This window comes from Xanthomonas sp. NCPPB 1132, assembly GCF_056629235.1.
Map to the genome: position 1 here is coordinate 1,535,670 of NZ_CM152819.1, position 13,062 is coordinate 1,548,731.

The 13,062-nt window shown below is 69.2% G+C and carries 10 protein-coding genes; 5 read left to right on the plus strand and 5 right to left on the minus strand.

Annotation, left to right across the window (positions count from 1 at the left end; genetic code table 11):
* Positions 1 to 148 precede the first annotated feature (148 nt).
* The 4 genes from otsA to AC1G9L_RS06575 all read right to left on the minus strand — a co-directional run bounded on the left by otsA (position 149) and on the right by AC1G9L_RS06575 (position 6,983).
* Positions 149 to 1,519, minus strand: a complete 1,371-nt coding sequence (gene otsA, locus AC1G9L_RS06560; RefSeq protein ID WP_019802024.1) for an alpha,alpha-trehalose-phosphate synthase (UDP-forming) — start codon at positions 1,517 to 1,519, stop codon at positions 149 to 151.
* On the minus strand, positions 1,516 to 3,297 hold the full coding sequence (locus tag AC1G9L_RS06565) for a glycoside hydrolase family 15 protein (protein ID WP_019802025.1): 1,782 nt from the start codon (positions 3,295 to 3,297) through the stop codon (positions 1,516 to 1,518). The genes otsA and AC1G9L_RS06565 overlap by 4 nt, the downstream gene beginning before the upstream one ends.
* Before the next feature lie 76 nt (positions 3,298 to 3,373).
* A complete protein-coding gene (gene otsB / locus AC1G9L_RS06570) occupies positions 3,374 to 4,126 on the minus strand; it encodes a trehalose-phosphatase (protein WP_481070527.1) in 753 nt (250 codons plus the stop codon).
* A 418-nt stretch (positions 4,127 to 4,544) separates the two neighbouring features.
* On the minus strand, positions 4,545 to 6,983 hold the full coding sequence (locus AC1G9L_RS06575) for a TonB-dependent receptor plug domain-containing protein (protein WP_481070528.1): 2,439 nt from the start codon (positions 6,981 to 6,983) through the stop codon (positions 4,545 to 4,547).
* 243 nt (positions 6,984 to 7,226) lie between these two features.
* On the opposite strand from AC1G9L_RS06575, the gene AC1G9L_RS06580 reads away from it, so the two are divergent.
* From AC1G9L_RS06580 to AC1G9L_RS06600, 5 genes are all read left to right on the plus strand, one after another.
* Entirely contained in the window at positions 7,227 to 7,706 is a 480-nt protein-coding gene (locus AC1G9L_RS06580; RefSeq protein ID WP_010344366.1) for a DUF3574 domain-containing protein, read from the plus strand.
* A 70-nt stretch (positions 7,707 to 7,776) separates the two neighbouring features.
* Positions 7,777 to 8,235, plus strand: a complete 459-nt coding sequence (locus AC1G9L_RS06585; protein ID WP_481070530.1) for a GNAT family N-acetyltransferase — start codon at positions 7,777 to 7,779, stop codon at positions 8,233 to 8,235.
* A gap of 100 nt (positions 8,236 to 8,335) precedes the next feature.
* A complete protein-coding gene (locus tag AC1G9L_RS06590) occupies positions 8,336 to 9,934 on the plus strand; it encodes a hypothetical protein (protein ID WP_019800282.1) in 1,599 nt (532 codons plus the stop codon).
* A 136-nt stretch (positions 9,935 to 10,070) separates the two neighbouring features.
* Positions 10,071 to 10,904, plus strand: coding sequence for a DUF3014 domain-containing protein (locus AC1G9L_RS06595; RefSeq protein WP_481070531.1), 834 nt, complete (start codon positions 10,071 to 10,073; stop codon positions 10,902 to 10,904).
* 328 nt (positions 10,905 to 11,232) lie between these two features.
* Positions 11,233 to 12,156, plus strand: a complete 924-nt coding sequence (locus tag AC1G9L_RS06600) for an IS110 family transposase (protein WP_481070532.1) — start codon at positions 11,233 to 11,235, stop codon at positions 12,154 to 12,156.
* A gap of 88 nt (positions 12,157 to 12,244) precedes the next feature.
* Here AC1G9L_RS06600 and AC1G9L_RS06605 read toward each other — a convergent pair whose 3' ends face one another.
* Complete coding sequence (locus tag AC1G9L_RS06605) at positions 12,245 to 12,949, minus strand: glutathione S-transferase family protein (protein WP_019800872.1); 705 nt, start codon at positions 12,947 to 12,949, stop codon at positions 12,245 to 12,247.
* Positions 12,950 to 13,062: the final 113 nt, after the last annotated feature.

The following is a 13,062-nucleotide window of genomic DNA, read 5'->3' on the forward strand; positions in this document are numbered from 1 at the left end:
CTATTTTAGGCGACGCAGGTGGTCGGGCCGTGACGGAGCACGGAACACTGCGTCATGCGGTGCCATGGCGGGCGCCGCATGGCGTGCAAGGTCGGATCGTGCGACGCGCAGGCGATGCGCGCCGCGTCGCGGGAAGCGTGCGCTGCCGCTAGCGCACGCTCTCCAGCGCCTGCAGATAGCGCTGGCGCCACGCATTGATGTCGTGCTTGCGCAGGTGATCCATCATCGCCTGCCAACGTTCGATGCGCTTGGGCTTGGGCAGCGACGCGCCGGTGGCGATGGCATCGGCCACGCCGTCCAGGTCGTGCGGATTGACCAGCAGCGCCTCCTTCAGTTCGTCGGCGGCGCCGGCCAGCAGCGACAGCACCAGCACGCCGGGATTCTCCGGGTCCTGCGCGGCCACGTATTCCTTGGCCACCAGGTTCATGCCGTCGCGCAGCGGCGTCACCAGGCCCACCTGCGCGGCGCGGTAGAAGCCAGTGAGCGTGGCGTGCGTGAAGTTGCGGTTGACGTAGCGCAGTGGGGTCCAGTCCGGCTCGGCATGGCCACCGTTGATGTGTCCGGCGATCTGCTCGAGCTGGTTGCGCAGTTGCTTGTATTCGGTGACGTCGCCGCGCGAGACCGGCGCGATCTGCAGGTAGGTGAGGCTGCCGCGCTGGTCCGCATGCCGTTCCAGGTAGCGTTCGAAGCCGAGGAAGCGTTCCGGCAGGCCCTTGGAGTAGTCCAGCCGGTCCACGCCGATCGCCAGTTGGCGATCGCGCAGGCTGCTGCGCAGATCGCGCACCGCCGGCTTGGACATCGCCGCGCGCGCCTGCTGCGCGATCAGTTCGGTGTCGATGCCGATCGGGAACATGGCCGCGCGGAACCGGCGCCCGCCCGGCGCTTCCAGCACGCCGTCCTTGATCACCTTGCCGCCGCCGAACAGGCGCACATAGGCCTGGAAGCGGTCGACGTCGCGGCGGGTCTGGAAGCCGATCAGGTCGTAGGCGTAGAAGCCGGAGAACAGCCGCGCGTGGTCCGGCAGCGCCTGGATCAGGTCGGCCGAGGGGAACGGCACGTGCAGGAAGAAGCCGATGCGGCAGCCGATGCCACGCTCGCGCAGCAGCGAGGCCAGCGGAATCAGGTGATAGTCGTGGATCCACACCGTGTCGTCCTCACGCAGCATCGGCGCGAGCTTGTCGGCGAACATGGCGTTGACCCGGCGGTAGCCTTCGCGGGTGGCGCGGTCGTAGTCGACCAGGTCCAGGCGGAAGTGCAGCAGCGGCCACAGCGTGCGATTGGCGAAGCCGTTGTAGTACGCGTCCAGATCGGCGCGATTGAGGTCCATGGTGACGAAGCGGATGTCGCCCTGGGTCTGTTCGTGCATCGCGCCGCTGTCGCCGCGCACGGTCTTGCCGCTCCAGCCGAACCAGACGCCGCCGCGCTCCTTCAGCGCCGCCAGCAAGCCAACCGCGAGGCCGCCGGCGCGGTTCTCGCCGGGCAAGGCCACACGGTTGGATACCACCACCAATCTGCTCATGATGCCTCCTGCCAACTGCGCGACAAGCGCATGGCGGCGATGATCAGGCCGACATGCGAATAGGTCTGCGGGAAATTGCCCCAGGCTTCGCCGTTGTCGAAGGCCAGATCCTCCGACAGCAGGCCCAGGTGATTGCGCCGGGCGAGGATGCGCTCGAACAGCTCGCGCGCCTCCTCCTTGCGGCCGATCGCGGCCAGCGCGTCGATGTACCAGAACGTGCAGATGGTGAAGCTGGTCTCCGGTTCGCCGAAATCGTCCGGCGCCACGTAGCGGTACAGCGCATCGCCATGCTTGAGATCGCGGCCGATCGCCTCGACGGTGGCGATGAAACGCGGATCGTCCGGGGCGATGAAACCGATGTCGGCCAGCAACAGCAGCGATGCGTCCAGCCGGTGGCCGTTGAAGGTGTCGGTGAAGTGTCCGAGGTCCGCGCTCCAGGCCTCGCTGAGTACGCGCGCGTGGATACGGTCGGCGCGCTCGCGCCAGTACAGCACGCGGTCTTCCAGGCCCAGCCGCGCGGCGATCTTGGCCAGGCGGTCGCAGGCGGCCCAGCACATCGCGCTGGTGTAGGTGTGCACCTCGGCGCGGCCGCGGAATTCCCACAGGCCGGCGTCGGGCACGTCGTGCAGTTCGAACGCGCGCTCGCCCAGCGGTTCCAGGCGCAGGAACGTGTGGGTGTCGCCGGGATCCTTCAGGCGCAGGTCGAAGAACAACTGGGTGGAGGCGAGCACCACGCTGCCGTACACGTCGTGTTGCTTCTGGATCCAGGCCAGGTTGCCGCGCCGCACCGGGCCCATGCCGCGGTAGCCGGCCAGCGACTCGACCTCGTGTTCCTCCAGCGCCGCCTCGAAGCCGATGCCGTACAGCGGCTGCAGGCTGCCGTCGGTGGTGGCGATGTTGAAGATGTAGCCGAGGAACTGCTCCATGGTGCGGGTGGCGCCGAGCCGGTTCAGCGCGCGCACCACGAAGGCGGCATCGCGCAGCCAGCAGTAGCGGTAGTCCCAGTTGCGCGGGGTGTCCGGCGCTTCGGGAATCGAGGTGGTCATCGCCGCGATGATCGCGCCGCTGTCCTCGTACTGGCACAGTTTCAGCGTGATCGCGCTGCGGATCACCGCCTCCTGCCAGTCCAGCGGCACCGACAGATAGCGCACCCACTCGCGCCAGTATTCCTCGGTGCGTTCCTGCGCTTCCTGGATGTAGCCGGTCAGCGAGCGGGTCAGCGACTCGTCCACGCCCAGCATCAGGTTGACCGGGTGGTTGAGCACGAATGGCAGTTCTTCCCGGATGAAGCGCACTGGCACGTCGGTGGTCAGGCGCAGGGTGAAATCCGGCAGCAGCCAGCGCACGTGGTTGCTGCCCCAGGTGCTCTCCGGCTGGCGCGCGCCCCAGTCGGCCAGCGGCCGCGCGCGCACGCGGATGCGCGGGTTGCCGGCCAACGGCCGCACCTGGCGGATGATGCTCACCGGCCGGTAGAAGCGGCCGTGGTTGCGCCAGCGCGGCGCGAAGTCGATCACCTCCACCGCGCCCCCGTGGGCGTCGCGCAACACGGTGCGCAGGATCGCGGTGTTGGCCAGGTAGTGCTGGTCGCTGTCGACGAAATCTTCCAGCTCGATGCTGAAATCGCCGCCGGGATGCGCGCGCGGGGAGAGCAGGGCGCAGAACGCCGGGTCGCCGTCGAAGGCCGGCAGGCAGCTCCACACCACGCTGGCCCGTTTGTCGATCAGGGCGCCGAAGCTGCCGTTGCCGATGACGCCGAGGTCGAGATTGGGGGAACTCATGGAGCGGTCGGGTCCTTGTGCGGAAGCAGTGGGGGAAACGGCCACGGGGCGCGGACGGACGGGCGTTGCGGCGGCCTCATCCGGCGTTATCGCGCAGCCAGGCGTGTACGCCGCGTGGATCGGGCAGCGCATAGGTGGCGACGCTGTCGGCGCGGCTGCCGACCAGCACGCTCCAGCCGCCGGCCTGGTTGGCCGCGGCGAAGCCGAATTCGTCGGTGAGATCGTCGCCGACGAACACCGGGCGGCGCCCGCGGAACGGCGGTTGCTGCAACAGCGTGGTCAGCGCCACGCCCTTGTCGCTGCCTTCGGGCACGAACTCGACCACGTGGTCGCCGGGCTGCAGGCGGTAGCCGGGCAGGTCGGCGAGCTGTTCGTTGGCGAACGCCAGGACCGCCTCCGCGGCGGCCGGCGCGGCCCGCCAATGCAGGGCCATGCTCGCGCCCTTGTCTTCGACCAGTACGCCCGGATGCGCCTGGCGCAGATGCGCGGCGCGTGCATGCAGCGCATGGAGAAAGTCGGAGGTGTCGGTGGGCATCGCCGCCTGCGCGTCGGCGTCGCTGCGCAGTTCGTGGCCATGCAGGCCGGCGGCAGGCAGCCGCAGCGGCGCGAACAAGGCGTCCAGCTGCGTCAGCGGACGTCCGCTGACCAGCGCCACCGCGCCACCCAGGCGCTGGTGCAGGCGGCCGATCGCCTCACGCACCTCGGGCAGCAACTGCACCTGGTCGGGACGTTCGGCAAAGGCGATGAGGGTGCCGTCCACGTCCAGGAACAATGCGCAGGCATCGTCCAGACGCGGCGGCGGCGGTCGGAGGGGGAGCGCGTCTGCCATTCCGCCATGATGAACGGGGTGGCGTTAGCGTCAGGTGGATTGGTCGGGGGCCGGGAATCGGGAATGGGGAAACGGGAATGGGAGGAGCAAAGGCGGGCCTGCGCGCGCTGCTGTTGCTTTTACCCATTCCCCATTCCCGTCTCCCCATTCCCCACACCTTCGTCAGAAGGTGTCTGGGCCAGGAATCGGGAATGGGGAAACGGGAATGGGAGGAGCAAAGGCGGGCCTGCGCGCACGGCTGTTGCTTTTACCCATTCCCGATTCCCGTCTTCCCATTCCCCACACCTTCGTCAGAAGGTGTCTGGGCCAGGAATCGGGAATGGGGAAACGGGAATGGGAGGAGCAAAGGCGGGCCTGCGCGCACGGCTGTTGCTTTTACCCATTCCCGATTCCCGTCTCCCCATTCCCCACACCTTCGTCAGAAGGTGTACCGCACCCGCCCATAGTAGTAAGCGCCATTGCTGCCGATCGGCGACAGCACGTCGTAGGGCAGGTTGCCGTAGTAGGCGATGTCGGGCTTGGAGCGGTCGGCGTAGGCGTCGGTGAGATTCTGGCCACCCACCGCCACGCTCCACTGCGGGGTGAGGTGATACTCGACCTCGGCGTCGAGTTGCCACTTGGCGCTGTAGGTCTGCTCCGGGGCGAAGCCGCCGCCGAAGTCGAACACGCGGGTGGCGCTGCCGTAGCGGGTGACGCGGGTCTGCAGCGACCAGCGCGCGTCGCTCCAGTTCGCCGCCAGCTGCGCGCGGGTACGCGGGGTCGCCTCGGTCAGGGTGTTGCGCTCCTCCACGCCGAACAGCACGTAGTCCGGATTCAGCGCCAGCAACTGCGCCGGCGTGGCCACCACGTTCTCCAGCTCGGTCTTGGCGTAGCTCCAGGTGCCGGTCAGCTGCAGTTGGCCCTGGCCCAGCGCCTGCCGCCAGTTGCTGACCAGTTCGGCGCCGCGGGTGCGGGTGTCGGCGGCGTTGACGAAGAAGCTGGCGCTCTGCAGGCCGGTGATGCCGAAGCGCTGCGCGACGAAGTCGGTCAGGGCGTCGCCGTCGATGCTTTCCGACAGCGCGATGCGCTTGTCGATGTCGATCTGGAACAGATCCAGCGACAGGTCGAAGTGGCTGCCGACACGGCTGGTGAAGCCCAGGCTGTAGTTGCGCGACTTCTCCGGCTGCAGCGTGCGCGCGCCCAGCGCCTGCGCGATCGGGTTGTCGACCGAGAGCAGGCGGCCCTGCAGCAACTGCCCGTTGGCGTTGTAGCCGGTGGAGCTGGCTTCGTAGCCGATCTGGCTCAGCGACGGCGCGCGGAAGTTGTTGGAGATGGCGCCGCGCAGGGCGAACGCCGGGACGAACTCGTAGCGCGCGGCCAGCTTGCCGGTCAGTTCGCCGCCGAAGTCCTGATAGTGCTCGTAGCGCGCGGCCAGGTCGGTGGAGAGCTTGTCGCCGAACTGGCTGGACACGCTGGCGTAGAGGCTGGCGACGTTGCGCGACAGGTCGGCCGCGTCCTGCGGGGTCAGGCCACCGCCAGCCTGGGCGCCGGTCGGCCGGTCGGTGTAGGGGCCGGCGGCGTAGCTGGCCGGGTCGCCCGGGCGGGTGCGGTAGTGCTCGCGGCGCAGTTCCACGCCGGTGCCCACGGTGTGGGTGGCGCCGGAGGCGTCGAAGCTGCGGCTCAGGTCGAGGTTGGCCACGCCTTGCGCAAAGGCGTAGTCGCCGGTCTTGAAGCGGGTCGGGCTGCCCGGGCCCAGCGAGGCATTGAGCGAGTGCTTGAGGCGGTAGGTGAAGTCGTTGCGGCCGTAGTCGAGGCTGGCGTCGTAGGCCCATTCGCCCCACTGGCCGCGCGCGCCGAGCACCGCCTGCAGATCGCGGTTCTCGCCCAGCGACACCGGGCGGTAGCCCTGCGGATACACCTGGGTCCAGTTGGCGGCGCCGTCGGGGTAGCGGAAGTAGTTGTCGCCCTGGGTGTCGCGCTGATTATAAGTGCCGAAGGCGTAGACCTCGCTGCTCTGGCCGAACGGCAGCTTGCCGTTGAGCCAGGCGTTGAGGTCCTTGCTGGCGCCGTCGCCGAGCGCGTAGTTGCGCTTGCCGGCCAGGGCCAGGTTGGCCGGGGTCTGTTCCTCGAACGAGGGGATCTGGTCGAAGCCGGCGCGGTTGGTGGCTTCGTGGTTCTTCAGTTCCAGGCCGACCTTGAAGAAGCCGCCGTCCTCGCCCAGGCGCGTGCCGACCTTGCCGCTGGCATAGCCGGTCTGGCCGTCGGTGAGGGTGCGGTGGATCGGCTTGACGTCGGTGTGGTTGGCGCCGTAGCTGGCTTCCAGCGCGGCGCTGTCCGGGTCGTCGTCGAGGATCACGTTGATCACCCCGGCCACCGCGTCGGAGCCGTACTGCGCACCGGCGCCGTCGCGCAGCACCTCGATGCGCTTGATCGCGCTGATCGGGATCGCGTTGAAGTCCACCGGCGTGGTGCCCTTGCCGATCTTGCTGTCGGTGTTGACCAGCGCCGAGGTGTGGCGGCGCTTGCCGTTGACCAGCACCAGCACCTGGTCGGGCGAGAGCCCGCGCAGCTGCGCGGCGCGCACGTGGTCGGCGCCGCCGGAGTTGGACTGGCGCGGGAAATTGAAGGAGGGCAGCAGCGCCTGCAGCGCGCTGCCGAGTTCGCCGTTGACTACGCCGGCCTTGCGGATGTCCTCGGCGCTGAGCACGTCCACCGGGGCGGTGGATTCGAGCACGGTGCGGCCGCTGGCGCGGGTACCGGTGACGATCACCGTATCGAGGTTGGTCGTGGTGGCCGGGGCGGCGTCCTGGGCGAAGGCGGGGGCCGCCAGGGCCAGGGCGATGGCCAGGCTCAACGGCCTGACGAACGGGGACGACATGGGGGCTCTCTCCTGAAACGATGACCATCAAGACCGGCCGCGCCGGCCATGGCGGCGACTGGGGTCGGCAAAGGTTGCTGCATCCATCCGGATGAAGCGATATATTATCCTGACGTTAAGGCGATGTGCGAGCCGCGTGTTCGGTGCGCTCGGGCATGAGCTCATGCCCGGCGGTTATCCGGCCCGGTCCGCACCTGGCCTACGATCGTGTGTTGTCTGCCCCTTCCGACCGAGACCTTGCCGATGCTGCTGCGTGCCCCGTTGATCGCCGTCCTCCTGGCCCTGAGCGCTTGCGCCAGCGTCGCCCCGTCTGCCCCCACCGCGCCGAGCAAGGTCAGCGCGACCATGCAGGGCGATGCGGCGCGGCCGGCGCAGGCCAGCGGTTGGGTGCGCAGCGAACTGTACTTCGGCGTCGGCGAGGAGAGCGGCCCGGCCGACCGCCCGCAGGCCGAGCCGATCAGCGAGGCGCGCTGGCGCGCGTTCCTGGACAAGGAAGTGACGCCGCGCTTTCCCGACGGCCTGACCGTGTTCGATGCCTACGGCCAGTGGCTGTTCCGCGGCGCCAAGGAACCGAACCGGCTCAACACCAAGGTGCTGGTGATCCTGCACGAGGACACCCCGCAGCGCCGCGCCGACATCGAGGCGATCCGGCTGGCGTGGAAGCAGGCCACCGGGCACCAGTCGGTGCTTTGGGCGCGGCAGGCGGTGGACGTGTCGTTTTGACTGCCGGGATTCGGGAGTGGGGAGTGGGGATTCGCAAAAGCGGAGCGCTGCGGTGACGGTGGGGTCGTTCGTGATTCGGCCTGGTGATCTGGACGATCCGGCGGTGCGTGGGTTGCTGGAGTACCACGTGCAGCAGATGCATGCGCAGTCGCCGCCGGGCAGCGTGTATGCGCTGGATCTGTCCGGCCTGCGGCAGCCGCAGGTGCGGGTGTGGAGCGTGTGGCGCGACGATGCGCTGGCCGCGGTCGGCGCGTTGCGGACGCTGGACGATGGCGGTGGCGAGCTGAAGTCGATGCGCACGCATCCGTCGCTCCTGCGCCAGGGCGCGGCCGCGGCGCTGCTCGACCACCTGATCGCACTCGCCCGTGCCGAAGGCCTGCAACGGCTGAGCCTGGAGACCGGCAGCGGCGCGGCATTCGAGCCGGCGCTGGCGTTGTATCGCCGACGCGGCTTCCGCAACGGGCCGGCGTTCGGCGACTACGTGCCCAGCGCGTTCAACCAGTTCCTGCATCTGCCGCTGTCGCCGTAGCGGTGCGCCGCCGCCGGAAAACGGCATCCTGCGCGTGCACCGATCCGTCGGTGCCGCTTCCCCTTACCATCCCTCGACTCCCCACGCCGCCACTGCCCGCATGTCCAGTCCCGCTCCCGTTTCGCCGCGCCTGCGCTGGTTCGTCGCCGGCGACCTCAACGGCTTCTTCGGCCTGGTGGTCGACAACCTGTCGATCCTCGGCTTCATCACCCTGGCACTGGTCGGCCTGTTCCAGTTCCCCGCCGAGGTCATCTACACCCGGATGATTCCCGGCACCGCCTTCGGCGTGCTGGTCGGCAACCTGCTCTACACCTGGATGGCGCGGCGGCTGGCTGCGCGCAGCGGGCGCAGCGACGTCACCGCGATGCCGCTGGGCCTGGATGCGCCGACCAGCATCGGCATGGCCCTGCTGGTGCTCGGCCCGGCGTTCGTGCGCTACAAGCAGCAGGGCCTGGACCCGCAGGCCGCGGCGCTGGCCACCTGGCACCTGGGCATGGCGTCGCTGGTGGTGATGGGCGGGCTGAAGACCGTGCTGTCGTTCTTCGGCGATGCTGTCACCCGCGCCTTGCCGCGCGCCGCGCTGCTCGGCTCAATCGCCGGCATCGCCATCGTGCTGATGGGCTTCCTGCCGCTGCTGGAGACGCTGCGCACGCCGCTGGTCGGGCTGGTGGTGCTGGGCCTGCTGCTGTACGTGCTGATCGCCAAGGGGCGGTTGCCGTGGCGCCTGCCCGGGGTGCCGGTGGCGCTGGCCCTGGGCACCGGCCTGTATTACTGGGCCAATGCGGCCGGTTTCGGCATTCCCGGCCATCAGGCGCCGCAGTGGATCGCGCCGCAACTGGTGCTGCCGTGGCCGAGCCTGGGCTTCGTCGCCGGCCTGGCCGACACGGTGCCGCTGCTGCCGCTGCTGCTGCCGTTCGGCCTGCTGATGGTGGTCGGCGGCATCAACGTCAGCGAGAGCGCGCGCGCCGCCGGCGACGACTACCGCACCCGCGACATCCTGCTGGTCGAGGCCGGCGCGACCCTGATCGCCGGCGTCTGCGGCGGCGTCGCCCAGACCACGCCGTACATCGGCCAGCCGGCCTACAAGCACATGGGCGCGCGCAGCGGCTACACGCTGCTCACCGGCCTTTTCATCGGCCTGGGCGGCATGCTCGGGCTGGTCGCCGGCCTGGTGCAGTGGCTGCCGATGGCGGTGCTGGCGCCGATCATCGTTTACGTCGCCATCGACATCACCACCCAGGCCTTCCAGGCCACGCCCAAGCGCCACGCTGGGGCGATGGTGCTGGGCTTCCTGCCGTCGGTGGCCTATTTGCTGGCGATCAAGGCGCCGGGCTGGATCGCCCCGGAGCAGTTGGCCAAACTCACCACCACCCTCGACGGCCACGGCCTGCCGGAGCTGGCGGTGATCCTGACCCTGGGCAACGGCTTCATCATCACCGCGATGCTGTGGATCGCCGCAGTGGCGGCGATGGTCGACGGCCGCCTGCGTCGCGCCGCCGCGTTCCTGCTGGTGGCGGCCGGGCTGACCCTGTTCGGGCTGATCCATTCGGTGGACCCACGCGGCGGCCTGTACCTGCCGTGGACGCTGAGCGGCGTGCCCAAGCTGATCGCCTGGCAGTTCGTCGGCGGCTACCTGGTGCTGGCCGCCTTGCTCGGCCTGCTGTCGTTGCAGAAGCCGCGCGCGGTGCTGGTGGAGTGAGCGGCGCGGTGGTGCGCCGGCCATGGCGACATTGCATGGGGACGATGCGTCGAGGCTGAACGCCAGCCGTCGCACGCTGGAACCGGTGCGCATCGCGGCGGTCACACCTCCATTGTCCGATGGAGATGTGCATCCCATGCAGTCGCGTCCTTCGTTCTGGCCGTGGATCCTGGTCGCCGTGCTGGTGGCCGCCGCTGCGGCATGGTTGTTCCGCGACAACATCGCAGCGTTATGGCCGGCCGCCGCACCGGCGCCTGCCGCAGTCACGCCAGCGCCCGCCGCGGCTCCGCCTGTCGCGCCGACCGCGCCCGCGCCGGCGGCAACACCTCCGCCGATCCAGCACCCGATCGATGCCGCGGCCGCGGCCGATGCGGCGATTCCGGCGCTTGCCGCCAGCGACGATGCGGCCTGGTCGGCACTGAGCGCGCTGGCCGGCGGCGACGCACCGCTGGCGCTGCTGGTGCGCGACCACCTGATCCAGCGCCTGGTGACCATGGTCGACAACCTGACCCAGCGCCGCGTCACTGCCCGCTCCCTGGCGCTCAAGCAGGTGCCGGGCGACCTGCAGGTGAGCACCGATGCCAGCGGCGCCAGCGTCATCGCCGACACCAATGCCCAGCGTTATGCACCCTACGTGGAGGCGTTCACCCGCGCCGATCCGGGCACGGCGGTGGCGGCCTACCGGCGCTTCTATCCGCTGTTCCAGCAGGCCTACGTGGAACTGGGCTATCCGCAGGGCTACTTCAACGATCGGCTGGTGCAGGTGATCGACCACCTGTTGCAGACCCCGACGCCGACCGCGCCGCTCGCGGTGGAGATGGATCCGGTGCGCGGCAAGTACCGCTTCGTGGATCCGGCGCTGGAATCGCTGTCGATCGGGCAGAAGGCGCTGCTGCGCATGGGCCCGACCCAGGCCGCGGCGGTGAAGGCGCAATTGCGTGCGGTGCGCGTGGAGTTGACGCGGACCTGAGCCGGGCGCGAGGCGCGTGCCGCGTCATGCGGTCGCGGGCTTTTGGTTCTCGCAGGAGCGGCTTCAGCCGCGACGGGCCTTACCGGGAAATGCCCATCGCGGCTGAAGCCGCTTGTGTCAAATAAGGGTCTATCGTTGCAGGTGAGAGCGGAGTGCGGCAGGCCGTTTAGCCGCAGTGCCAGCAAGCACGAGTAGGAGTCAGCGCCGCCGCACTCCGGTTCTCCTGCCTGACAAGCCCGAACAGTTGCCCGAGTGACGAGCTCGAACTCCACAAGCATGGGCATCGGCAGGAGCGCTCTCGTCCATAAGTCTACTGCGGAGAACGTCTATGCGACGCCATGTCGGGATCGATGTATCCAAGGCCGAACTGGTCATTCATGTCCTGCCGGACGAGCAGACCTGGACCCAACCCAATACGCCACAGGGGCAGCGTGCGCTGGCCCAGCGCCTGGCCGAGCTGGGCTGCGAGCGGATCGTGCTGGAAGCCAGTGGCGGCTACGAACATGCCGTGCTGCAAGTGTTGCGGCAGGCCGACCTGCCCGTGGTGCGGATGCCTGCCGATCGTCCGCGCAAGCTCGCCCAGGCCTTGGGCCTGCATGCCAAGACCGATGCCCTGGACGCGCGCCTGCTGGCCATCGCCGCCCAGCACATCCCGACCATGCCCACGCCCGTGGCACCCGAGCACCAGCAGTCTCTTCGCGAACTGCTGGACCTGCGTGCCACCCTGGTGAGCCAGCGTGATGTCCATCGGCGGCGCCTGGAGCACATCACCAGCGCCAAGGTGCAACACCGCTGCCGAGAGGTGATCGCCCTGCTGAACCAGCAGATCCAGACGTTGACGCAGGAGATCGAGCAGCAGGGCAAGACCTGCTCGAGCCTACCCAAGGTGCCTGGGCTCGGCACGATCCTGCGCGCGGTTCTGGCCGCGCGGCTGCCAGAGCTGGGCACGCTGCCGCCACGCAAGCTCGCTGCCCTGGTCGGGCTGGCCCCGTTCAATCACGACAGCGGCTGCTGGAAAGGCCAGCGCCGCATCAAAGGCGGACGTGCCGACGTGCGGCGCGTGCTGTACATGGCCACCTGGGCCAGCATCCGCGCCAAATCCCCCTTGGCCAACACTTACGCGCGCCTGCGCGCAGCGGGCAAGCCGGCCAAGGTCGCCATCGTCGCCTGCATGCACAAGTTCCTGCGCTGGCTCAATGCCATCGCGCGCGATCAGGCCCCGTACGCTCCTCCTGCCATCGCAGGTGCATGACAGTTGACTCCTACAACCGCGATGCCGTCATCTGTCAGCCCGCCGGGTGACAGCGGGCTTCCGGTAAATGACAAGGCCGCCGGCCCGCTCAGCCATCCAACTCCGGGTAATGCCGGAAGATGCCGTTCTCGTTGAACGGCAGGCGCCGCGGCGAGGCCAGGTAGGAGGCGATGCCCGGGCGCTCGCACACGCGCTGCTGCAGCGCGCGCAGCCGCGGCAGCTTCGGCGACAGTTTCTTCATCGCCTGCGGGAAGGCGTAGTCCAGTCCGCTCATCAGCTGGAACAGCGACAGATCCACATAGGAATGCTCGCGCAGCACGTGGCGCCCGCCGCCCTGGTCCAGCACCTGCTCAAAATAGCCCAGGAACTTCGGCAGCCGCTGCTTGCGCAGGTCTTCGGCGCGCCGCCGCGCTTCGGCTTGCTGGTCTTCGTAGTACAGCGCGCTGGCGATCGGGTGGTGGCTGTCGTGGACCTCGGTGACCAGGTCGGCGATGGTCAGTTGCAGTTGCAGCGCCTGCAGTCGCCGCGATTCGCTGTCCGGTACCAGGCCCAGCGGCGGGCCGAGGTAGTGCAGGATGTTGGCGACCTGGGCGATCACCAGCCGGCCGGCCTTGAGGAACGGCGGTGCGAACGGCCGCGCGCCGGCATGGGCGCCGTCGAGGAAGGGCTGCATCGCCGCATCGCCCTGCTCGCGGGCCACGTCGCGGTAGCCGGCGCCGGCATCCTCCAGCGCCAGCCGCACGAACTCGCCGCGGCCCTGGATGCCGGTCCAGTAGTAGAGCTCGTAGTGCATGGCGTGCCTGTGCGTGGGAACAATGGCACCGAGGGTAGCGCCCTTGCGGTAGCGGCGTGTGACTGGCCAGTGCCAAAGTGCGGCGAACCGCACACCGCGTCGCGGTGCTCCTG